Genomic DNA, 22696 nt, shown 5'->3' on the forward strand with positions numbered 1-22696 from the left:
CAGGAGCCAGTATGAGCGAAATGACTGCCCGGCCTACATCAAAGACCGTCCTTGTCACCGGTGCCACCGGGTACATCGGCGGCCGGCTCGTGCCACGGCTGCTGGAAGCGGGCCATACGGTCAAGGTCCTGGTCCGCTCCCCCGACAAGATCGCCGGTGTGCCCTGGCGCACCGAGGTGGACGTGGTGGAAAGCAGCCTTGACGACGGCGACGCCCTCCGCGCAGCCCTTACCGGCGTCGACGTCTTCTACTACCTGGTGCACTCCATGGCGGCAGGGGCCGGTTTCGAGGCGAAGGAAAAGGCGATGGCCCGGACGGCGGCGGATGCTGCCACGGCGGCGGGCGTCCACCGGATTGTCTACCTGGGCGGCCTGCACCCGAAGGGGGTGGAGCTGTCCACCCACATGCGCTCACGCGAGGCCGTGGGCAAGGTCTTCCTGGACAGCCCGGTGGATTCGATCGTGTACCAGGCGGGCGTGGTGATCGGTTCCGGCTCCGCTTCCTTCGAAATGATCCGGCACCTGTCCGAGACGCTGCCCCTCATGCCCGCACCAAGCTGGGTGCGCAACCGGATCGAAGCCATCGCCGTCCGCGATGTGCTCTATTACCTGGTGGCTGCGGCGTCGCTGGAGGGTCCCATCAACCGGACCTTCGACATCGGCTGCCGGCAGGTGCTGACCTACGCCAAGATGATGCAGGAGTACTCAGCCGTGGCCGGCCTGCCTTACCGGGTGGTGTTGGCGCTGCCTGTGCCGGCGCCCAAGCTGGCCGGCATGTGGGTGGCCCTGACAACCCCCATCCCATGGTCCATGGCGGTCCCCCTGGTCCAGTCGTTGCAACATGACGCCGTGTCCAACGAGCACGACATCGACCAGTTCATTCCGCAGCCCGACGGCGGCCTCACGCCCTACCGCACCGCGGTGGCCTTGGCGCTGGGCAAGGAACGGGACGGCCAGGTGGAGACCACGTGGGCGAACGCCGGCGCGGATTCCGACCCGCTGCCCAGCGACCCCGAGTGGGCCGGGCACAAGGTCTACATCGACGAACGGACGTTCCACGGAGACGTGGACCCGGCGCACGTCTGGACCATCATCGAGGGGATCGGCGGCCGCAACGGCTGGTACTCGCTGCCCTTGGCCTGGCAGGTGCGGGGCTGGCTGGATAAATTGACCGGCGGCGCCGGGCTGCTGCGGGGCCGCCGGCACCCGCACTCCCTGGCCGCCGGCGAGGTGGTGGACTGGTGGCGGGTGGAGCGGATCGACCGCGGCAGGCTGCTCCGGCTGCGGGCAGAAATGCGCGCGCCCGGCCGTGCCTGGCTGGAGCTCTCCGTGGAGCCGGACGGCGGAGGCAGCCGGTACAGGCAGCGGGCCATTTTCTTCCCCAAGGGTTTGAGCGGACGGCTCTACTGGCTGGCCGTACTTCCCTTCCACAGCCTGATCTTCCCGGCCATGGCCCGGAACATCACCGCGGCAGCCCAAAAACTGGCCGATGCGGAGCGCGCAGAGGTGACCCCGTAGGATGTTGGAGGCGTAAATCCTTTCCCGACGTCCCAGGAGGACCCATGGCGCTGAGCGCAACCACCACCCTTCCGCACTCCGTTGACAGCGTTGCCGCTGTGCTGGTGAACGAGGATTTCCAGCGCCACGTCAGCCGGCTGGTGGGCGGCGAACTGGAGTCCTTCAAGGTCGACGGCGACACCGCCGGGGCGTTCAGCGCCACGTCGGTGCGGACGTTGCCCACCACCCGGCTGCCCGAGATTGCCCGCAAGTTTGTCGGCGAGCACCTCAAAGTGACCCAGGTGGAAAACTGGGACGCCCCCGCCGCTGATGGCTCCCGCCAGAGCAACATCTCGCTGAAGGTCGCCGGCGCCCCGGTGGATGTCACGGCCGTGCAGCGGCTGGTGGCCGACGCCGGTGGAACCCGGGTGGAGCTTGAGGGCGCCGTGAAGTCCTCCGTTCCGTTCCTGGGCGGCAAGATCGCCGATGCCGCCGAGCCCATGGTGGCCAAGGCCTTGAACCTGCAGGCCACGCAGGCGCAGGCCTGGCTGGAAAGCCACTAGTACATGGAGCTGCCCGTCTTCGCTGCGCTGGTCCTGATTGTCGCCGGCGTCTGGTCGCTGGTGGTCTGGCCGCAGTTCCTGCGCCGGGTCATGAACGATCCCCGTGCCCGCGACACTGCCGGCAAGGCCACCAAATTCCTGACCGTGCACGTGGTGCTGGTCAGCATCTCCATGGTGCTGGGACTCGCCACCGCAGTCATCGGCGTCCTGGGACTGCTGGGCTGACCCTTCCGCGCGGCAGCACGGCTCCGGCATGACACAGCCCGGGCCTTCCTCCGGAACGAGGAAGGCCCGGGCTGTTCTGTTCCCTGCGGTTATGCCGCCTGGTTGAGCGCGTCCTCCGCCGCCACCCAGGAGATCATGGCGCACTTGACCCGGGCCGCGTAGCGGGCAACCCCCTCGAAGGCAGCGGCGTCCCCCAGCAGTTCGGGATCGGCCTGGACCTTGCCGCGTGAGCGGAGCACCTCGCGGAAGCTCTCGATCACCTGGTGCAGTTCGGCAACGGTCATGCCGTCGGCGAGTTCGGAGAGAACCGACGCCGAGGCCATGGAAATGGAGCAACCGGCTCCGTCCCACGCCACCTGGACCACCGTGCCGTCCTGCACCGCCAGCCGCAGGGTGACTTCGTCTCCGCATACCGGGTTGAGCTGGTGGGACTGGCCTGTTGCCGCGCCGGCCGGGGCGTCGATGGCGGCCAGCCCGCTGCCGTGGCGGGCCTTGGAATGGTCCAGGATGATCTGCTGGTACAACTGGTCGAGGCTCATGGTGTCACCCTTCGTGTTCTCCGCTAGGCGCGGAAGTAGGCCCTGACGCCGGCCACGGCTTCAAGGAAGCGGTCCACGTCGTCGGTGGTGTTGTACAGGTAGGCGCTGGCGCGGGTGGTGGCGGTCAGTCCCAGCCGCCGGTGCAGCGGCTGGGCGCAGTGGTGCCCGACGCGCACGGCGATCCCGCGGGAGTCCAGGAATTGCCCGACGTCGTGGGCGTGGACGCCTTCGACATCGAACGCGGCAAGGCCGATCCGCTCCCTGCCTGCGGCCGGGCCAAGGACCCTGACACCGGGAATGGCCTCAAGGCCCACCACCATGCGCTGGCCGAGTTCGGACTCCCAGGCGTGGATCCGGTCCAGCCCGGTCTCGGTGAGGTAGTTGGCCGCGGCGGCCAATGCCACGGCCTGGGAGATGCGCTGGGTACCGGCTTCGAAGCGTTGTGGTGCCGGCAGGTACTCTGCCCGCTCCATGGTGACGGTGGTGATCATGGATCCGCCGGTCAGGAACGGCGGCAGGATGTCCAGCAGTTCCTGCCGTCCGTACAGCACGCCGATGCCCGTGGGGGCGAGCATTTTGTGGCCCGAGAGGACCGCGAAGTCCACGTCCAGTTCCTTGACGTTCAAGGGCAGGTGCGGGGCGGACTGGCAGGCGTCCAGGACCACGAGGGCGCCGGCGGCGCGGCCCAGGTCCGTCAATTCCTGCACCGGGTTGATGATGCCCAGCACGTTGGAGGCATGGGTGAAGGCCAGGACCTTTGTCCGGGGTCCGATGACTGAGGCCGCAGCGTCCATGCGCAGGCTGCCGTCGTCATTGATGGGAATATGGCGGAGCTTCGCCCCGGTACGGAAAGCCAGCTCCTGCCACGGAATAAGGTTGGCGTGGTGCTCCATCTCCGTCACCACGATCTCGTCGCCGGGCCCCAGCGCCAGTTCCCGCAGGCCGCGATCGCCGCGGCCTTGGGCAGCCCAAAGGGCGGCGTTGGACAGGGCGTAGCTGATGAGGTTCAGCCCCTCGGTGGCGTTCGAGGTCCAGATGGTCTCTTCATAGCCGGCCCCGATGAAGTCGGCGATGGTTTGCCGGGCATCTTCGAAGACTTCGGTGGCCTCCACCGCAAGATGGTGTGCGCCGCGGTGCACGGCAGCATTGCGCTGTTCATAGAACTCCTGTTCGGCTTCGATGACGCTGACCGGGTTCTGCGAGGTGGCGCCGGAGTCGAGGTAGACCAGCGGCTGGCCGTTGACCAGCTGGTTCAGCACGGGGAAGTCGTTGCGGATGCGCAGCACTTCCGCGTTGTCCATGGCCGGCAGGGCACGTTCCAGCGTGGCTGGCGTTGATACTACGGACAAAACGAACTCCTTGGGCTGCCAATGTTTGACACCCAATTGTCCCACAACACGGCTGTGGCGGCCGCCCGGAGGGGCTGCCGCCACCGCTGCCCCGGGCTTCGGCCGAGGGAGCAGAGGGCCGGCGACGGCTGGGGGGAGAGTCTCGGTCTCAGAAGACTCTGACGTCGCCGGCCCCGTCTGTGCCCGGTCCGTGGGGACCGGAAATATGAGGGGCCTCAATGTCCTGATCGGCTGCTCCGCGGCTTCCAGCCTGCCGCTTTGCTTTGCCTCCTTAAGTAAATCCGGTAGCGCCCTCCCGTACACGAGTAGGGTGTACTCGAATCCTCGGGGGTGCACTACCGGGCCGCGGCCAGGTGGCCATGCACAGGCGCATGCTGCGGCCGGGGTGTGGTTCCGCCGCCAGCGGAACGGCGGTCACAGGGCACCCGCGGCACGGTGACGTACGGCGCGTGGGAACGGCGCCGCAGGGCACCAACGGCGAGGGGGCGGCCGACGGCGGCCGTCGCGGGCAGGTACCGGGGAAGGGCGGCCGGGACTACTTGGGCAGGGCCGTCTCCAGCTCATCGCGGCTGCGGACGCCAAGCTTGACGTAAGTACGGTACAGGTGCCCTTCCACCGTGCGCACCGACACCATCAGGCGCTGGGCGATCTCCCGGTCGGTCAGTCCCTGGACGGCAAGTTCGACGATGTCCTGCTCCCGGCGGGTGAGGTGGACCGCGGGTGCGGCGGCGATGAAGCGTCCCTCGCGGAAGCGCTCGCCGAGTTCGTGGTCGCACTTTTCCCGTTGGGCCACCGCCTGCCGGGACCGGCGGCGTTCGCCTGCCTGTTCCAGCACCGTGCTGGCACGGGCATAAGCCTCCCGGGCCAGGTTGACAAAGGCTGCTTCCTCCAGCGAGGCAGCCGTTGCCATCAGGGTGTCGCCGTCGGCGTTTTCCCACGCCGTGGCCAGGGTCAGCAGCGCCTCCGCCCAGCGGCCTTCCACGCCGCGGGCAACCGTCTGGACCATGGGGATCACCGAGGGGTCCCCGAGGTCCCAGCACATGGCCAGGACTTCGAGGAGGTTGCCGGCCCTTGCGGCTGCCTCCGGCGTCGTCATGAGCGTCTGCAACGCAGCCAGCCCCTTGCCGTCACGGGCGGTGTACTCTGCCCCCGCTGCCACGTACGCCTCGGCCAGGAGGTCATGTGCGGGGCCGCCGGCGAAGGCGTCCTTGTGATCCTGTTCCAGCCGTCTTGCCTGTTCAGCATCCCCGAGACGGGCCGCCACGTAATAGCCCAGCGCTGTACCGAACCGGTACAGCTGCAACGGATCGTTGAGCCTCAGGGCTTCCACGGCGGGCAGCAGGACCTGGTAGGCCCGCTCCATCCGGCCCTGGCGAAGCAGGGAGTAGCCGCGGAGTACGTTCAGGCTCCCGTCGAAAATGGCCGCACTGGCGCCGTGGCCTGCCGCGTAGCCGTTCAGTTCCCGCTCGGCCGATTCCCATTCGCCCATGGCCAGGTAGTTGGAGACCAGCCGTCCCAGCACGAACTCAGGGAAGAAGAACAGGCTGCCTTCGAGCGGAGGAAGCTCCGACGCCGCCATCATGGCAGCATCCAAGCCCTGGACGGGACGCCCTGCAGCGGCCAGGGCATGGGCCAGGAGCGCCTCAGCCAGGGCACGCAGCGGCTCTCCCCCGGAGCCCGCTGCGCCGCGTTTCCTGATCCTGTCGACTTCCTCGCCAAGTGCCTGGACGTTGGCCTCGGCCCCAAGCTGCAGCACGTGCAGAAGCTCCGCCTGCCAGCTGCCATCCTGGCCGAATTGGGCGATGGCCCGCTCCACGTCCTCCGCTACATCTGCCAGCAGCCGGCCATTGGCCTGGTGTGCCGAAACCCGGAGCACCAGGGCTGCCGGCCCTTGCGGGTCCCCGGCCAGCGGGAGCCAGCACTCGTCCAGGAGGGCTGCTGCTTCCTGGTAGGAGCCCTCGTTATACAGGGCCCGGGCCTGGACCGCCTGGGCCAAGGGGATCAAGGCGGGGTTGCGGATCTTGGCCGCGATGGACCGCGCGCTGTGGTTGCGGTACGCGAGCAACGCCACTTTGGCGGCGGCCAGCAACTCGTCGTCGCCGACCCGGAGGCCACACTCCAGCGCCCATTCCACCGAACGGAGCCGGCCTTCCCCCTGCAGCAATCCGGGGTCCTGGTGTGCCTTGACCTTCTCCAAGAGCTGGAGGCTCCGGGAGACCGATACCGTGTTCCTGATGGCGCCGGCGAAGAGCGCGTTCCAGAGGTAAAGTTCCGCGGGAACGCCGGGGGTCTCCACGATCATCTGCTGGTCCAGCAGGGACCGGACCACCGCTGCCCCACTGATGTCTTCGATGACCTTGCGGCCCACCGGGCCGGCCAGGGCAATAAGCTTCAGGGCTTCCTGTTCCTCGGGTCCGCGGCGCAGGTGGTCCTTGGCAACCACCGCTGCCAGCCGGGGCCCGTCGGCAGGAAGGTCCCCGAGCAGGATCCAGATGCCGTTGCGTTTGGCCAGTACCCCGGCTTCCGCGGAGTCATGCAACAAGGCGTCAAGGATCCGTGGATTTCCGCTCGAAGCGCTCCACATGGCATCCACCGTGGCAGCCGGAACGGTCCCGTCCAGGACGTGGGCCAGGACTTCCTCTATCTGCTCGCGGTTCAGGGGCCGAAGATCGACGCGCTCGGCAAGGCCGTCGTACCAGAGCTGCTCCAGCGGCTGCGGAAGGCCGGGCCGGGGCCGCGCGGCCGCCAGCACGGTTGCCCAGCCCGCCGAAATCAGCTCAGCCAGTACCCCTGCCGAGGCCTCGTCCAGGTGATGTGCGTCGTCCACCGCGAGCAGGACTGCCGAGCCGTTACCGGCTTTCAGCTTTTCAAAGTAGGACCACATTGACCGCAACACGGCCACCGGCGAGACCGACTCCTCAGCCGTGAGTTCCCCGGTATAGGGGGTCAGGACCCCGAAGGGCACCCCGGAGAGCGCGGAACTGGCATGGATGCGCACCACGTTCAGGTGCCCGGCGAGCCGTTCGGTGACGGCGTCGGTCACCGCCGATTTTCCAATCCCCGGGCCTGCCATGACGAAGACCGCATGGCTGGTGCCATTGCGCACCAGGTTGCAGATCCGGTCCACGGGCTCCCGCCGTCCGGTCAGGAGCCGATGGGCAGATGTGGGTTTGTGGCCATTAGACGAGTCCAGTCAGATCACCCCTTGAAGTTACGCCCAGCTTGGTGAACACCTGGTACAGGTGGCCTTCGACGGTGCGGACTGAGACACCCATTTCCAGGGCGATGTCACGGTTTGAGGCACCCCTGCCGGCCATTCGTGCAATCTGCCGCTCACGGCTGGTCAACAGCGGGCTGCCGCTGCTGGGCACGATGGGGAGGTTGGCTACCGTGGCGGCCAGGATGTCCAGCCGTGCCTGCGCGGTCCGGGCCGACAGGGCATCCCCGTCCTGGCGCGCAAAGTCCACCGCCAGTGCCATGCAGCGGGCTTCGACGGCGTCGAGTTCCAGGGTGGCCGCGAGTTCGCCGCCGGCGAGCAGCGCCTTGGCGTCCTTTGTCCGGCTTCCCACGGCGATCAGCCGGGATACTTCGGCCAGCGGGCCTTGCCGGTGGCCCGCGATCTCCTCCAGGAAGCGGAAGTCGGCATCGCTGCCGTTCACCGTTGCCGCCAGCAGGTAGATCCCGGCCATGGCATACCGGCCCGCTTCTGCGTTCGCGCGGGCCCCCTGCTTGAGGCTGGTGACGGCGTCGGAGTCGCCCAGCCACCGTCCGGCCACGAGTGTGCAGAACTCGATGATGCTCTCCACGGCAAACCCTGACCTGCCGGGCATCCGCTGGACTTTCGTCAGGTACTTGCGTGACAGCGCGGCGTTTCCGGTCTGGGCGTAGGCCAGGGCCGTGGCCGCGTACGCGGTGCGCAGCGCACCCTGGACCGGTTGCAGCTCCAGCTGCGCTGCGGCAGAAATCAGGGGTTCCAGGGCAGCTTCGCCCCGGCCGGAAAACGCGAAAGCTATTCCGGCAGCGATTTCCGTGGCCGCGCTGCGGTAAGGAAGCCGGAAGGGCTGGCCGGCGCTGAACGGGGCCATGAGGTCAATGCAGCGCCGCCACTGGCCGGCCATCAAAAGAACGAAGTAGGCCTCCCGCGTGTACCGTTCCCGCAGGCCCACAATGTGCGAGGCATCGCTGAGTTGGCCACCGACCTGGCGCACGAGGCCCAGGGCATCCATCTCCCGGCCCGTCATGGCCAGGGCGCTCATCAGGATGATGGCGCACTGGAGCCGGTAGCCGGTGTCAGGGTTGGCGGCTGGGTCAACGGCCCGCTCAAGGGCGGGAATCATGGCGGCGTACCTTCCCGCGTGCGCCTGGTACTCGAATTCGCTTAGCGAAATGCGGTTGGCCGCCACCGCGGCAGGAGCAGGCCAGTCCTGGTGGTCTCCCGCAGTGGCCAGGCGTTCGCGGGCCGAGGCGAAGAGCTCCCCGACCGAGCCGGACCGTTCCGGAAGGCAGAGCATGACCCGCGCCTTGGCGGCCACCACCTGGGCGTACTCTTCGAGGTCGAGGGCCTCAAGTTCAGGTTGGGTAATGTCCTCAAGGGCGGCCAGGGCCTGGACCGCCATGTCCAGCTGCAGGTACGCGGCGGCCTTTTGCCGCTGCGCGGATGCCCACACGGCATCCGTCCGCTGGATCATCTCCGCATAGGTCAACGCGAACCGGGGGTCGAAGAGCTGGACGGCGGCCTGGGCGGCCGCAAGCGCCAGTGCCGGGCTGAGTTCCGCCTCGCATTCATGGGTCCACGCGGCGAACGACATCAGTTCATCGACGGTCATGGCCGCGGGGTCGGGCTCCTCGCCGCCCAGCAGCACGGAGCGGAGCTCCCGCCGCCGGGAAATGCTCAGCCAGGTCCTGACGACGTCGCCAATGTACTTCTCCCGCAGCGACACCCAGCGGTACTCGGAGTCGTCGATCTCGAGCAGCCCGGCGTCCTCCATGTCCGCCACGACGTCGGCGCCATAGATGGCAGTCAGCCGGGACAGTTCCACCCGGCGGGCGCAGGACAACATTTCAATGACTTCGCGGGTCTCCGGTGTTTCCCTTGTCCAGCGCGACCTGACGATGTCATCCAGGCTCGCGGCGCCGTCGAGCACCACCTTGTCCCGGAGCGTCCAGACGGATTCGGACAGCACGAGGTTCCCGGAAAGCTGTTGCTCGGTAACCAGGGCTTTGAGCAGCAGGGGGTTGCCGCCCACCATCTGGTGGTAGGTGGTGACCAGGGACGATGCGACGCGGTGCCCCAGCAGGGACAGCAGGACCTGCCGGGTCTGCAATTCGTTGAGGTTGCTGAGCCTGACTTCGGTGAGCTTGCGGTCCGTCAGGAGCCAGTGGAAATCCGCCGGCAGGTCACTGGCTTTGGGAGCGACGGCGATGATCCTTGCCGTGCCGGTCAGCAACACGTTCAACAGCACGCCGGCACTCATGTCGTCGACAGTGCCGGAGGTGTCCAGCGTGATGATGCAGGGCCTGCCCGCCGCATCGCTGCGGATCAGGGAGGTGATCCCGCGCAGGATGGCAGTGGGTGAACCCATGTAGGCCTGCGGCAACCGGGCCAGGAGGAAGGAGAGGCAGCCATACGGGGTATTGGAGCCCGAGGGTGCGCTCCGGAGCTGCAGCGACCAGATGTCCGGGCCCAAGTCGGCGACTGCCGCCCTGGCCAGGGAGGACTTCCCCACCCCGCGGGCGCCTGTGATGACCGCTCCGAAGGAGTTTTCGCTTGTCAACGCTGTGCGGACGGCGTCAAGGTTGGCACTTCGTGCCGGCACGGACCATTGCCGGCCCTCCGGCGCTGCGGAGGATCCCGTGGCCAGCCCATCACCCTGAGGTGTTGACCCACGTCCCCAGCTGAGTGGCTCGATTGACATGAACTTGTCCCCTACATCCTGCAATAGCGGGATGTAGCCCCATTGCTCCCCCGCATAGGAAGAAGAGTACCCCTTGCCACTGACAAGGAAACAGGGCACAAGGGAACTTTTACGATTCTGCTTGGCGTGATCCGGACTTGGCGGGGTGGAATTTCTGCTGCGTGGCAGTGAGTCCTTCCCGGAGCAAGGACTCAACGGCGTCCGCTGCGTCGTCGAGCAGGAAGGGCAGTTCCTTCCGTTCCGCGGTGCCGAAGTCGCGCAGGACGTAGTCTGCCGTATCCATCCGCCCGGGCGGCCGGCCAACTCCCACCCGGACGCGCAGGTAGTCCTTGGTGTCGAGTGCTTTGGAGATGTCGCGCAGGCCGTTGTGGCCGCCTTCGCCGCCGCCGAGCTTGAGTTTCACCGTGTTGAAGGGGATGTCAATCTCATCGTGGACGGCCACCACGTGGTCGGCGGCGATCCCGTAGAAGTTGGCGAGGGCAGACACGGGCCCGCCGGAGACGTTCATGTACGTCATCGGTTTGGCCAGGACTACCCGCGGGCCCCCGATTCCCAGGCGGCCCTCCACGACCTGGGCCCTGGCTTTGTGGGCCTTGAAACCCGCGCCCAACCGGGAGGCGAGTTCATCGAGGACCATCTGGCCAATGTTGTGCCTGTTGCCTTGGTACTGCGCCCCGGGGTTGCCGAGGCCGACGATCAGCCAGGTATCAGTCATGGATCAATCCTATGAGGGCGGTTGGGGCGGGAACGGCGCCGTGCGGACACGACAGTGGCCGGCCCCGTGCGGGGTCCGGCCACTGTCAGGGAGTGCGGAGTGCTTACTCTGCGGCTGCTTCTTCGGCTGCCTCGGAAGCTTCCTCGGCTGCGCCCTCGGACGCACCTTCGGTTTCCTCTTCCTCGGCGATTTCAACGGCCTCGGAGATGTTGACGACCAGTGCCTCGGCGTCGGTCAGCAGGACGGTGCCCTTGGGCAGGACCAGGTCGGAGCCGTGGATGTGCTCGCCGGCGCCGCGGCCTTCGATGCTCACGACGACGGACTCGGGCAGGTGGGTGGCCTCGGCTTCGAGGGACACGACCGTCAGTTCCAGGTTGTGGACGGTGCCGGGAGCAGATTCGCCCTCAACGTGCACGGGAACGTCGACGGTGACCTTCTCGCCCTTGCGGACGGTCAGGAGGTCGATGTGCTCGATGATCTGCTTTACGGGATCACGCTGGATGTCCTTGACCAGGGCCAGGTGGCCTTCGCCGTTGATGTCCAGGGACAGCAGGGCGTTGGGGGTGCGGACAGCCAGGGTGGTGGCCTTGGCCGGGAGGGTGACGTGGATGGGCTCTGCGCCGTGGCCGTAGATGACGGCCGGGATCAGGTTGGCCATCCGTGCGCGGCGGGCGTAGCCCTTGCCGAATTCGGTGCGCAGTTCTGCTGCGAGCTTCTGCTCAGACATGGAAATCTCCTTGAAGATGAAACGGTGTTCAGCAAGGGCGGAGGTCTGGTGTGACCTTCAACGCCGGGCGGCCGGTAAGCGGCCCTTCAAGAAGGCAGTCCCTCTCATCAAGGGACAAGCAGACCCAGTCGATAACGGAGACTTTGCTCTCCCTCGCCAAGGTATCGGGGTCAAGCCTACCAGCGCCGGAGCCGAATATTGAAAACGGTGAGGCGGCGGTGGTTGCCTGCCGAAACCGCAATCCCGGGTTTCGACAGGCAACCAGCCGCTACGCCTTGCCGTCGAAGAGGCTGGTGACCGAACCGTCGTCGAACACTTCGCGGATGGCACGGGCGATCAACGGCGCGATGGACAGCACCGTCAGCTGCGGGAACCGCTGCGAGGCGGTCAGCGGCAGGGTGTTGGTGACCACCACTTCGCGGGCACCGGATTCGGAGAGGCGGCGGGCGGCCGGCTCGGAGAAGACGGCGTGCGTGGCCGCGATGATGACGTCCTTGGCCCCGGCGTTCTTCAGCACGGTCACGGCTCCGGAGATGGTTCCGCCGGTGTCGATCATGTCATCGATCAGCACGCAGGTCCGGCCCTCGATCTGGCCCACCACCGTCTTGGAGACAGCCTGGTTGGGGACTGTGAGGTCCCGGCTCTTGTGCACGAAGGCGAGGGGTGCCCCGCCCAGGCGTTCGGCCCACTGTTCGGCCACGCGGACGCGGCCGGTGTCCGGGGAGACAACGGTGATGTTTTCGGCGTCCACCCGGGTGCGGATGTAGTCGGCCAGCAGCGGGATGGCCATCAAGTGGTCCACCGGACCGTCGAAGAAGCCCTGGATCTGGGAGGTGTGCAGGTCAACGCTCATGATGCGGTCCGCGCCGGCAGTCTTGTAGAGGTCTGCCACCAGGCGGGCGGAGATGGGCTCGCGGCCGCGGCCCTTCTTGTCCTGCCGCGCATAGGGGTAGAACGGGGAAACCACGGTGATGCGCTTGGCGGAAGCCCGCTTCAGCGAATCGATCATGATCAGCTGTTCCATCAGGTGGTTGTTCAGCGGTGCCGGGTGGGCCTGGATCACGAAGGCATCGGTGCCGCGGACGCTTTCACCGGCGCGGACGTAGATCTCGCCGTTGGCGAAGTCGTAGGCATCGACGGGCAGCAGGTCAGTGCCGAGTTCCTTGGCGATTTCCCGGGCCAGCTCCGGATGGGCCCGCCCGGTGGCGAGCACCAGCTTCTTTTCGCCGTGCGCCGTAATTTCGCTCATTCTTACTTGCCCTCTTCTGTAGATGCCGGGGTACTGGAGGAGTTCTGGGTGGCCGCCTGGGCCAGTTCGGCGGAGCGGGTTCCCGGACGGTTCGCGGGGACCCACCCTTCGGCGTTGCGCTGGGCAGCGACGCTTAGTGCGAGCGCGCCTGCAGGTACGTCCTTGCGGATCACCGCGCCGGCGCCGCTGTAGGCACCGTCCCCCACGGTGACCGGGGCAACAAAGACCGTGTTGGAGCCGGTACGCACGCCCGAGCCGATCACCGTGCGGTGCTTCTTCTCGCCGTCGTAGTTTGCCGTAATGTTTCCACAGCCGATGTTGGTGTCTTCGCCGATTTCGGCGTCGCCTGCGTAGCCCAGGTGGGACAGCTTGGAGCCGCGGCCGATGGTGACGTTCTTGGTTTCGTAGAACGCACCGATCTTGCCCTTTTCACCAAGCACGGTGCCTGGTCGCAGGTAGGTGAAGGGGCCGACGGCGGCGCGCGGCCCGATCACCGAGCCGGAACCGTGGGTGCGGACCACCGTTGCGCCCTCGCCCACCGTGACGTCGGTCAGCGTGGTGTCGGGGCCGACGACGGCGTCCCGGGCCACGGTGGTGGCGCCGTGCAGCTGGGTGTTGGGCAGCAGCCGGACGTCCTCGTCCAGGGCGACCGATGCGTCGATCCACGTAGTGGCCGGGTCCACCACGGTGACGCCTGCGCGCATCCATCCCTCGACGGTGCGGCGGTTCAGTTCGGCGCCGAGGGCGGCCAGTTGGACGCGGTCGTTCGCGCCTTCCACCTGCCAGCGGTCGGCGGTGACGACGGCGGCAACCCGGCCGCCGGCGGCACGCGCCAGGGACAGGACGTCGGTGAGGTATTTCTCGCCCTGGGCGTTGTCGGTGGTGACCTTGCCAAGGGCGTCCCGGAGCACGGCTGCGTCGAAGGCGTAGATACCGGAGTTGACCTCGCGGATCAGCCGCTCGGCCTCGGATGAATCCTTGTGCTCGCGGATGCCCGTGACGGAACCGTCCTCCCCCCGGAGGATGCGGCCGTAACCGGTGGCGTCGTCGAGGACGGCGGTGAGGACGGTGACCGCGTTGCCGTCACGCTCGTGGGTGGCCACGAGTTCGCCCAGGAGTTCCCCGGAGAGCAGCGGAACATCGCCGTAGGTGACCACAACGGTACCGGCCAGGCCTTGTTCCGCGTGGAGTGCCTCGAGGGCGGCTTCCACGGCGCGGCCGGTGCCCGGCACGTCGTCCTGGTCCACGATGACGGCGTCGGGATCCAGTGCCGATACATGCCCGGCAACCAGGTCACGTTCGTGGCGCACCACGATGGCGAGCCGCTGCGGGTGGATGCTGCGGGCCGCCCGGAGGGCGTGGCCCACCAGGGAGAGGCCGCCGATTTCGTGGAGGATCTTGGGTGTACGCGACTTCATCCGGGTACCGGCGCCTGCTGCCAGAACGATGACAGCGGCCGGGCCGGCATTCTCGGGGATCACGTACGGGCTCTCCTTGCTAGGTTGTGCTGGCGCATTGGGGTGTCCGGCGGCCATGTCCGCCCGGCACCGGGTGCCATCCTACTGAACGCTCCTCGCACAGCAGTTCCGCCCATAGGATTCGAACCTATACTCCACGGCTCCAAAGGCCGGGGTGCTGCCGTTACACCAGAGCGGACCGTGCCGGAGGACTCAAGGCCCGGGCACAAGTCCCTATTTTGCCATGGGTTCGGGGCACCGCGCGACACCGGCCGGTTCTCCCCTGCCTGCCGGGCGGAATCGGGCCCGTGGCCGGTGGGGCATGATGGGATTGTGAGCAACAACCTGCCGCGGATGCGGATGACCGGCCTGCAGCGGCGTAGCCAGTTGATCGACGTCGGCCGGGCGCTTTTTGCCGTCCGGGGGCTCGACGGGACCACCATTGAGGAGATCGCCGCCAGCGCGGGCGTGTCCAAGCCGGTCATCTACGAGCACTTCGGATCCAAGGAAGGGTTGTACACGCAGGTGGTGGAGTGCGAGTTCCACATCCTGCTGGACGCCATCAATAGCGCCCTCACCGAGGAAGCCAAACCCCGGGTCCTCGTCGAACGCGCCGCCCTGGCCCTGCTGACCTACATCGAGGAGCGCACCGAGGGCTTCCGGATCCTCATGCGCGACGCTCCCCCGTCCCAGCCCGAGGGCGCCTTCTCCACCCTGCTCTCCCAGGTCACCGCCCGCGTGGAACACATCCTCTCCGACGAATTCTCGCGCCGCGGCTTCAGCGGCGAGGATGGCGCCATGTACGCCCAGATGCTGGTTGGCATGGTGGCCATGACCGGCCAGTGGTGGCAGGACAGCCGCCAGCCCGACAAGCAAACCGTCGCTGCGCACCTGGTCAACCTCGCCTGGAACGGCCTCACCGGCCTGAAGAAGGACCCGGAGCTGCAGTCTGAGGCGTAAGCCCAGGCCGCCTTCGCCGTGGTCACTTACGCGGCGCAGGGGCCCTTCGCTCTTGCCCGCGTCGCCTTTGTCAGTCCCCCAGGAGCTCCGACGCCTCCAGCCATTCCATTTCCAGGGCGTCCTTTTCGTCCGTGAGGTTCTTGAGCTGTTTGTTCTGGTCCGCGAGCTTGTCGAAATCGCCGGCCTCGGTGGTCTTCAGCATCAGGTCGTGAAGCTTCTTTTCCTCTTGATCGAGCTTCTTGATTTGCCGTTCGATCCGGTTGAGGGCCTTGCGGGCCTCCCGCTTCTCCGCCTCGGAGGGGCCTGTGCCGGTGGCTGGGGCCGCGGGGCCCTGGCCCGCGCTGGTGACGGGGTTGCCGCCCCCTGACACCGTGGAGCCGGCGAGGGCGGCCTCGCGCAGCTCAAGGTACTGGTCCACGCCGCCGGGCAGGCCGCGGAGCTTGCCGTCGCCCAGGAGGGCCATCTGGTGGTCGGTAACGCGCTCGAGCAGGTAGCGGTCGTGGCTCACCACCACCAGCGTGCCGGGCCAGCCGTCCAGGACGTCCTCCACGGCGGCGAGGGTGTCGGTATCAAGGTCGTTTGTGGGCTCGTCGAGCATCAGGACGTTGGGCTCCCCCACCAGCAGCCTCAGCAACTGCAGCCGCCGCCGTTCGCCGCCGGAGAGGTCCTTGACCGGGGTCCACTGCTTCTGGTTGGTGAACCCGAGCTGCTCCACCAGTTGCCCGGCGGTGAACTCCTTGCCCCCCACGTTGAAGGAACGCTTTTCCCGCTCGATCACCTCGATGACGCGCAAGTCCGCGACGTCGTCGAGCTCCTTGACCTCCTGCGTGAGAACCGCGGTGACCACGGTCTTCCCCCGCTTCAGCTTCCCGGCGTCGGGCGTGATCTCACCGTTGAGCAGCTTCAGCAGGGTGGTCTTGCCGGCGCCGTTGACACCCACCAGCCCCAGCCGCTCTCCCGGGGCCAGGCGCAGGGTGATGTTGTCGAACAGCTTGCGGCCATCGTCGCCGCCGCGGAAGTTCAGGGAGATGTTTTCCAGGTCCAGGACGTCCTTGCCCTGGCGGGCAGTGGCCATTTTGTTCAACGCCATGGAGTCGCGGGGCTCGGGGACATCGGCGATCAGGGCGTTGGCGGCCTCGATCCGGAACTTCGGTTTCGAGGTCCGGGCCGGGGCGCCGCGGCGAAGCCAGGCCAGTTCCTTCTTGACCAGCTGCTGGCGCTTGCCTTCGACCACGGAGGCCATCCGGTCACGCTCGGCACGGGCCAGGACGTACGCCGCGTATCCACCTTCGAAGGGGTCCACGATGCCGTCGTGCACTTCCCAGGTCTTGTTGCAGACTTCATCGAGGAACCAGCGGTCGTGGGTGACCACCAGGAAGGCGCCCTGGTTGGCCCGCCAGCGGGTCTTCAGGTGCCGGGCAAGCCAGGCAACTCCTTCGACATCGAGGTGGTTGGTGGGTTCGTCGAGCATGATGACGTCGTGGTCCTCGATCAGGAGCTTTGCCAGGGCCACCCGCCGCTTCTGGCCGCCGGAGAGGGCGTGCACGTTGGCATGCCAGTCGACGTCGGACACCAGCCCGCCCATGATCTCGCGGATTTGCGGGTTGCGCGCCCATTCGTAATCCGCCTGGTCGCCCACGATCGCGGCGCCGACGGTCAGGTCGCCGTCGAGCACGTCGCTTTGGTCCAGGTACCCCACGTTGACGTCGCCGCGCTTGGTGACGCGGCCGGAGTCGGGCGTGGAACGCAGTGCCAGCAGGCGCATCAGGGTGGACTTGCCGTCGCCGTTCCGGCCCACCATGCCGATCCGGTCGCCTTCCTCAAGGCCCAGGGTGATGCCGTCCAGGACGGTGCGGGTCGCGTAGGAAACTGTGAGGTTCTCGCCGCCAAGAAGGTGTGCCAAAAGGAACTGCTTTCTGCTGCCGAAATATAAGGGGTCTAGAGATGTGTGTCGGAGATGATGCGCGCGCCGTGGACGGGGCCGTGCACGTGAAGGGCCGCCAGTCCCTGGTGCCGCAGGTCCTCGGCCAGTGCTTCGGCCGCCACGGGATCGTCGGCGAGCAAGGCCACGGTGGGGCCGGAACCTGAAACGATCCCAGCGATCGCGCCGTGGGATTCGCCGATACCCAGCGTATCGCGCAATGCAGGGGCCAAGGAGATGGCGGCACGCTGCAGGTCGTTGACCAGGACACGGCTCAGGGATTCGGCGTCGCCGCTGCGCAGGGCCGCCACAATGTGCGGGTCGACGCCGGTGGGCTCGTCCGCGGTGATGCCTTCGGCGTCCCGCAGCCTGTCCAGGGTGCGGTACACCTCCGGGGTGGACAGTCCGTAGTCTGCCGCCACCAGCACCCAGTGGGTTTGCGCCTTGGCCAGGGCCGGGGACAGTTTGTCGCCCAGGCCAAGGCCCACGGCCGTGCCGCCAAGCAGCGAGAAGGGGACGTCCGCGCCCAGTTCCGCGGCAAGGTGGGCCAATTCTTCGCGGGAGAGTCCGCTGTTCCACAGGGCGTCGCAGGCCAGGAGCGTGGCGGCGGCGTCGGCTGACCCGCCGCCCATGCCGCCGGCGACCGGGACGCGTTTGGTGATTTCCAGGTGTACGCCGGTGGCGTGCTCGGAGACGTCAGCCATGATAGCGGCTGCCTTGTAGGCCAGGTTGTTGCTGTCCAGGGGAATGTCGACGGCGTCGAGGTCCAGGGTGCTTTCGGGGCTGAGGCTGAGCGTGATTCCCGGCGTCGCGGTGCTGGTGGCGGCAACTTCCTCGTAGAGGGATACCGCGAGGTAGACGCTGGCAACGGAGTGGTAGCCGTCCCGGCGGAGCGGGCCCACCGCCAGGGATACGTTGACCTTGCCGGGTGCTTTGACCCGGACCGTCCTGGCCGCGAAGCGTCCTGCCGGGGCGTTCACAACCGTGATTCCTTGGCTTCGGCGATCCTGGCGAAGGCTTGGATATCGATGACCTCGCCACGGGCAGTGGGGTCCACGCCGGCAGCCACGAGGCAGCGCTCCGCTTCCGGCGCTCCGCCTGCCCAGCCGGCGAGGGCTGCCCGCAGCGTCTTGCGGCGCTGCGCGAACGCGGCGTCCACCACGGCAAACACTTGCTCACGGGTGGCAGTGGTGGCCGGCGGCTCGCGGCGGGTGAAGGCCACCAGGCCGGAGTGGATTTTGGGGGCGGGCCAAAAGACGTTCATGCCGATGACGCCTGCCTTGCGCATCTGGCTGTACCACGCCGCCTTGACCGACGGCACCCCGTAGGTCTTGGACCCCGGGCCCGCGGCCAGCCGGTCCGCTACTTCGTCCTGCACCATCACCAGCCCGTGCCGCAGGCTTGGGAAATGCTGCAGCAGGTGCAGTACCACCGGAACCGCCACGTTGTAGGGCAGGTTGGCCACCAGTGCGGTGGGTTGGACCGGCAGTTCGGTGACTTTCATGGCGTCGTCGTTGACCAGGTGGAACGCGTTGGCGGCGGCAGGGCGCCATGCCTTGACGGTTTCCGGAAGCTTCGCGGCCAGGACGGGGTCGATTTCGACGGCGACAACGGCCGCCGCCGCATCGAGCAGCCCCAAGGTCAGGGAGCCGAGGCCCGGGCCTACCTCGAGGACGGTTTCATCCGGCCCCACTCCGGCGGCGGAGACGATCCGCCGGATGGTGTTGCCGTCGATAACGAAGTTCTGGCCCAAGGTTTTAGTCGGCCTGATCCCGATTTCCTCTGCCAGCCGGCGGATGTCGGAGGCACCGAACAACGGTGCGGGCACGGCAGGGATGGGTTCAGTCACCTAGGTATCCTATCCCGCGCGGCAGCTCCGCCCTGTCGGCTTAACGGCAGTGGCCGGGCCCGGATATCCGGGCCCGGCCACGCTGTGGGCGTCGTGTTCGTCCGCTGAATCAGCTGCTGGCTGCCCAGCCGCAACCCCACGGTGAGAGCCCGCGCTGGGCGTAGACGCGGTTGGCGATGTCGATTTGCTGCGCCTTGGTGGCGAGGCTGGCGTTCGGGGCGTACGCGCCGCCGCCAGCTCCGATCCAGGTGCGGATGTCGAACTGGAGGCCGCCGTAGTAGCCGTTGCCGCTGTTGATGCTCCAGTTTCCGCTGGATTCACACTGGGCGATCTTGTCCCACATGGCTTCGTTCATCATGGCCGGCGCCGCTGCCCCGGGGTTGGCGGCTGCTGCCGCGGGCGCCGCCTGGACGGCGGGCTTGGCCTTGGTGCCCACGGTGACCTTTTCGGTTACGGGCTGCACCGCCACGTTCTCGGACACGAGGGTGCGCGACGCTTCCCGGCCGTCAACGAGGACCAGCTTGAAGGTGCGCTCGATCTTTCCGGCCGCCCCGGCCTGGGTCACCTGCTTGTCACCCTTGAGCATGTCGGCGCTCTCGGCGGTGACCGTGTCGAAGGGCACGTCTTCGCTGGTAACGGCAGTCTTGCTGGTGTCCACCCGGGAGACCTTGATGACCATGTTGTTCACCACGTTGGCGTTGGCCGGCTGGGAGGAGCGGTCGCTGGCGCCGAGGGTGACACCGGAATCCTCAAGGACCTTGCCTACGGTTGCGGCAGTGGTGGTGGCGGTGTTCACCTTGCCATCGGCCACGATGCTGACGGTCTTGGGTGTGGAGATGGAGACGTAGGAGCCGGCCAGTGCGAGCGTGGCATCCTTGGGCGCCGAGACGGCCGATGCGCTGGCAACGCCGAGCTCGCTGACGAGGCCTTCCACGTCCTGGGCGGTGGTGTTGACGGTCTTTTCGGCCCCGTCAAGGCTGACCTTGACCTCTTTGGCCTGGTTGACGTTGATGACGGTGCCGTTTTGCACGGATGAATCCAAGGACGGCGATACGCGGTCGCCGGGCTTGAGGTCCAGGTTGGCACTCTTGACCACCTGCGCCACTGTTCCACCAAAGGACTGCACGGACGAGGCTTTGCCGTCCACGTTGAGCGTGATTGTTTTGTTATTGCCCACGAAAGCCACGAGGCCCGCGACGAGGCCGCAGAGCACCAGAAGTTGGGCGCCAACCTTGATATAGCTGAACTTGCCGTCCGTTGTGAAGAACTTGATCACGATTGCCCGTAACTCTAGGTCCATCCGGGCACGGGGAATCGCGCAAGGGAATGCCCGGAACAACCTCAAATAGACCGTCCGGGCATCGATGCACCGCCACACTCCGCGCAGCGGCATGGCCGGGAACTGACGTGCCCGGAGCGGCTGCGAATGGAGCGAAATTATCCGTTGGCCTTCCCCGACCCCGGCTAATAGTTGTCCACTGTAACCGTAGCGTTATAAAGCGACCAACATTTTTGCATACCAGGTATTGCCCAGGATCACGGGACGGGGTGGGATTTCAGGTCCAGGATCCGTATGCCCGCACGGTATTTTCACTGATGGTGTTGCACAGCCCGGCGAGGTCGGAGCCTGTCAATTCTGCCATGGCCCGGACCGTGTACGGGACCATGTAGCTGGCATTTGGCCGCCCCCGGTGCGGATGCGGGGTCAGGAACGGCGCATCTGTTTCCACCATGATGAGTTGGCGGTCGGCGACGGCGAGCGCGGCCCGAAGATTCGCGGCGTTCTTGAAGGTCAGGGTCCCGGCGAAGGACATCCACCAGCCCTGGTCGTTGCAGGTCCTGGCAAGCTCCTCGTCGCCGGAGAAGCAGTGGAACACCACCCTCCCCGGGGCGCCTTCCTCCCTCAGCACCCGCACCACGTCGCCGTGTGCGTCCCGGTCGTGGATCTGGAGGGTGAGGTCCAGGCGCTTGGCGATGTCGATGTGGCGCCGGAACGAGTGCTCCTGGTGGCGCAGTCCTTCGCCTTCCGTGCGGTAGAAGTCCAGCCCCGTCTCGCCGATCGCGCGGATCCGCGGATGCGCCGCGAGGCGTTCGATCTCTGCCAGGGCCGCCTCAAGTTCGCCCCTGGCGGCATAGTGCGGAGCATCGTTGGGATGGAGGGCCACGGCGCCCAGGAGACGGTGGTCCTGGTCCACGGCTTCCACCGTGAACCGCGACGACGCCAGGTCGCAGCCCACCTGGACCGCTCCCTGGACCCCCACGGCCGCTGCGGCATCAAGCGCGGCCTTGATTCCCACCGGCGCCGTTCCATCAGGAAAGTCCAGGTGGGTGTGGTTGTCCATCACGGGTACAGGCAACGGTTCAGGCGCGGGCGGATACTGCTTGCGGGGCGGAGCTTCCGGGTCCAAGGGGCCTGTGTCAGGTGCCCGATAGGCGGCGGGAGTCAGCGGATTGCACATCCACCCAGCCTATCCGCCGAAAGCGGTGGCATATTTGCCGGAACTCTCTGTCAGGCACGGCAGTTGTGTTAGTAGTCTGGAACGAACACACGCGCACGCCCACCGACGGGCGAAGGCAGGCTTGCTGTCCCGTCCAGGTGAAACCCGGGCTGAAAGGTTGCCGATGGAACCCCACCGACGCACTGCCAACAATGGGAGCGCACCGAACCTCAACCTGGCCGGCGTCGCGGATGCCGTCAGCCGGCTGAACGGGCACCGGGCCGCCGCCATGGACCCGGAGTCGTTCCATGAAGCGGCCCAACGCATCCTTACCACCGTCAACACGGTAATCGACGGCAAATCGGATGCCGCCAAGCTGGCGCTGACTGTCCTGCTCGCACAGGGCCACCTGCTGCTTGAGGACGTGCCCGGCGTCGGAAAAACCCTCCTCGCCAAGACGCTCGCCCGGACCATCGACTGCACCGTCAACCGCATCCAGTTCACCCCCGACCTGCTGCCCTCGGACGTCACCGGGGTGTCCATTTACAACCAGGCCTCCCGGCTCTTTGAATTCCGGCCCGGCGCCGTGTTCGCGAACATCGTGATCGGCGATGAAATCAACCGCGCCTCCGCCAAGACCCAGTCCGCCCTGCTGGAATGCATGGAGGAGCACCAGGTGACGGTGGACGGCAACACGTACAAGCTTGATGAACCCTTCATGGTGGTGGCCACCCAGAATCCCATCGAGATGGAAGGGACGTACCCCCTGCCCGAGGCCCAGCGGGACCGCTTCATGGCCAGGATCTCCATGGGCTATCCGGACAAGGAAGCCGAGATCGAAATGCTTGAGACCCACCAGGCGGTATCGCCGCTGGCCGCCGTCAGCCCGGTGGTGACGGCATCTGACGTGGCGGCGATGACCACCACCGTCCAGCAGGTCTTCGTGTCCGAAGCCGTGAAGGAATACACGGTGTCACTGGGCCGCGCCACCCGGGAAAGTCCGCTGCTCCGCTTGGGGGCGAGCCCCCGTTCCATGCTCCAGCTGCTGCGTGCGGCCAAAGCCACGGCTGCGTTGGACGGAAGGGATTTTGTCCTGCCGGACGATGTCGCAGGCGTCGCCGAGGCCGTGCTGGCACACCGGATCATCGTCGAGCGCAAGGCTGCCGGCGCTGGCGAAAACCCGCACAGCGTCCTGCAGGGAATCCTCTCGCGCCTGCCCGTTCCGCAGGCGCCCCCGGGCCAGGCAACGCGGCCCGCGGCGGCGGCCGGCGGCAGGAACCGCTAGGGGCGGAC

18 protein-coding genes and 1 tRNA gene are annotated in these 22696 nt (G+C 67.1%); 5 read left to right on the forward strand and 14 right to left on the reverse strand.

Annotated elements, in window-relative coordinates; genetic code table 11:
* Positions 1–11 precede the first annotated feature (11 nt).
* From DC347_RS14475 to DC347_RS14485, 3 genes are read left to right on the forward strand one after another with little or no spacing between them, the layout of a single operon-like run.
* Complete coding sequence (locus tag DC347_RS14475) at positions 12–1517, forward strand: SDR family oxidoreductase (RefSeq protein ID WP_109863428.1); 1506 nt, start codon at positions 12–14, stop codon at positions 1515–1517.
* A 44-nt stretch (positions 1518–1561) separates the two neighbouring features.
* Positions 1562–2059 (forward strand): DUF2505 domain-containing protein, encoded by a 498-nt coding sequence (locus DC347_RS14480; RefSeq protein WP_109863429.1) that lies wholly within the window; start codon positions 1562–1564, stop codon positions 2057–2059.
* Positions 2060–2062: 3 nt separating this feature from the next.
* On the forward strand, positions 2063–2284 hold the full coding sequence (locus tag DC347_RS14485) for an SCO4848 family membrane protein (protein WP_018762965.1): 222 nt from the start codon (positions 2063–2065) through the stop codon (positions 2282–2284).
* A gap of 89 nt (positions 2285–2373) precedes the next feature.
* On the opposite strand, the gene sufU is transcribed toward DC347_RS14485, so the two are convergent.
* From sufU to DC347_RS14530, 9 genes are all read right to left on the reverse strand, one after another.
* Entirely contained in the window at positions 2374–2823 is a 450-nt protein-coding gene (gene sufU, locus DC347_RS14490) for a Fe-S cluster assembly sulfur transfer protein SufU (protein WP_109863430.1), read from the reverse strand.
* 23 nt (positions 2824–2846) lie between these two features.
* On the reverse strand, positions 2847–4172 hold the full coding sequence (locus tag DC347_RS14495) for a SufS family cysteine desulfurase (RefSeq protein WP_109863431.1): 1326 nt from the start codon (positions 4170–4172) through the stop codon (positions 2847–2849).
* 535 nt (positions 4173–4707) lie between these two features.
* Entirely contained in the window at positions 4708–7299 is a 2592-nt protein-coding gene (locus DC347_RS22130) for a LuxR family transcriptional regulator (RefSeq protein WP_109863432.1), read from the reverse strand.
* 52 nt (positions 7300–7351) lie between these two features.
* Positions 7352–10087 carry a LuxR family transcriptional regulator gene (locus DC347_RS14505; protein ID WP_165838045.1) on the reverse strand — a complete coding sequence of 912 codons (2736 nt, stop codon included), beginning with the start codon at positions 10085–10087 and terminating at the stop codon, positions 7352–7354.
* 109 nt (positions 10088–10196) lie between these two features.
* Positions 10197–10802: an aminoacyl-tRNA hydrolase gene (gene pth, locus DC347_RS14510; protein ID WP_109863434.1), complete on the reverse strand. Its 606-nt coding sequence runs from the start codon at positions 10800–10802 to the stop codon at positions 10197–10199.
* Positions 10803–10905: 103 nt separating this feature from the next.
* Positions 10906–11529, reverse strand: coding sequence for a 50S ribosomal protein L25/general stress protein Ctc (locus tag DC347_RS14515; RefSeq protein ID WP_018762959.1), 624 nt, complete (start codon positions 11527–11529; stop codon positions 10906–10908).
* 268 nt (positions 11530–11797) lie between these two features.
* Entirely contained in the window at positions 11798–12778 is a 981-nt protein-coding gene (locus tag DC347_RS14520; protein WP_018762958.1) for a ribose-phosphate diphosphokinase, read from the reverse strand.
* A 2-nt stretch (positions 12779–12780) separates the two neighbouring features.
* Complete coding sequence (gene glmU / locus DC347_RS14525) at positions 12781–14259, reverse strand: bifunctional UDP-N-acetylglucosamine diphosphorylase/glucosamine-1-phosphate N-acetyltransferase GlmU (protein WP_109863435.1); 1479 nt, start codon at positions 14257–14259, stop codon at positions 12781–12783.
* Between the two features lie 103 nt (positions 14260–14362).
* Positions 14363–14434: transfer RNA gene (locus DC347_RS14530), tRNA-Gln, on the reverse strand.
* Positions 14435–14568: 134 nt separating this feature from the next.
* On the opposite strand from DC347_RS14530, the gene DC347_RS14535 reads away from it, so the two are divergent.
* Entirely contained in the window at positions 14569–15195 is a 627-nt protein-coding gene (locus tag DC347_RS14535; RefSeq protein ID WP_109863436.1) for a TetR/AcrR family transcriptional regulator, read from the forward strand.
* Positions 15196–15265: 70 nt separating this feature from the next.
* Here DC347_RS14535 and DC347_RS14540 read toward each other — a convergent pair whose 3' ends face one another.
* The 5 genes from DC347_RS14540 to DC347_RS14560 form a co-directional block, all read right to left on the reverse strand.
* Positions 15266–17098, reverse strand: coding sequence for an ABC-F family ATP-binding cassette domain-containing protein (locus DC347_RS14540; protein WP_109863437.1), 1833 nt, complete (start codon positions 17096–17098; stop codon positions 15266–15268).
* 35 nt (positions 17099–17133) lie between these two features.
* Positions 17134–18096, reverse strand: coding sequence for a 4-(cytidine 5'-diphospho)-2-C-methyl-D-erythritol kinase (locus tag DC347_RS14545; RefSeq protein WP_109863438.1), 963 nt, complete (start codon positions 18094–18096; stop codon positions 17134–17136).
* Positions 18093–18965, reverse strand: a complete 873-nt coding sequence (rsmA, locus tag DC347_RS14550; protein ID WP_018762953.1) for a 16S rRNA (adenine(1518)-N(6)/adenine(1519)-N(6))-dimethyltransferase RsmA — start codon at positions 18963–18965, stop codon at positions 18093–18095. Before rsmA ends, DC347_RS14545 begins: the two co-directional genes overlap by 4 nt.
* A 109-nt stretch (positions 18966–19074) precedes the next feature.
* Complete coding sequence (locus DC347_RS14555; RefSeq protein WP_109863439.1) at positions 19075–20241, reverse strand: resuscitation-promoting factor; 1167 nt, start codon at positions 20239–20241, stop codon at positions 19075–19077.
* Positions 20242–20521: 280 nt separating this feature from the next.
* Positions 20522–21424: a TatD family hydrolase gene (locus DC347_RS14560; RefSeq protein ID WP_026264927.1), complete on the reverse strand. Its 903-nt coding sequence runs from the start codon at positions 21422–21424 to the stop codon at positions 20522–20524.
* A 163-nt stretch (positions 21425–21587) separates the two neighbouring features.
* Between DC347_RS14560 and DC347_RS14565 the strand changes: the two genes are divergently transcribed.
* Positions 21588–22688: a MoxR family ATPase gene (locus tag DC347_RS14565; RefSeq protein ID WP_018762950.1), complete on the forward strand. Its 1101-nt coding sequence runs from the start codon at positions 21588–21590 to the stop codon at positions 22686–22688.
* Positions 22689–22696 lie beyond the last annotated feature (8 nt).

The organism is Pseudarthrobacter sp. AG30, from assembly GCF_003116525.1.
Lineage (GTDB): Bacteria > Actinomycetota > Actinomycetes > Actinomycetales > Micrococcaceae > Arthrobacter.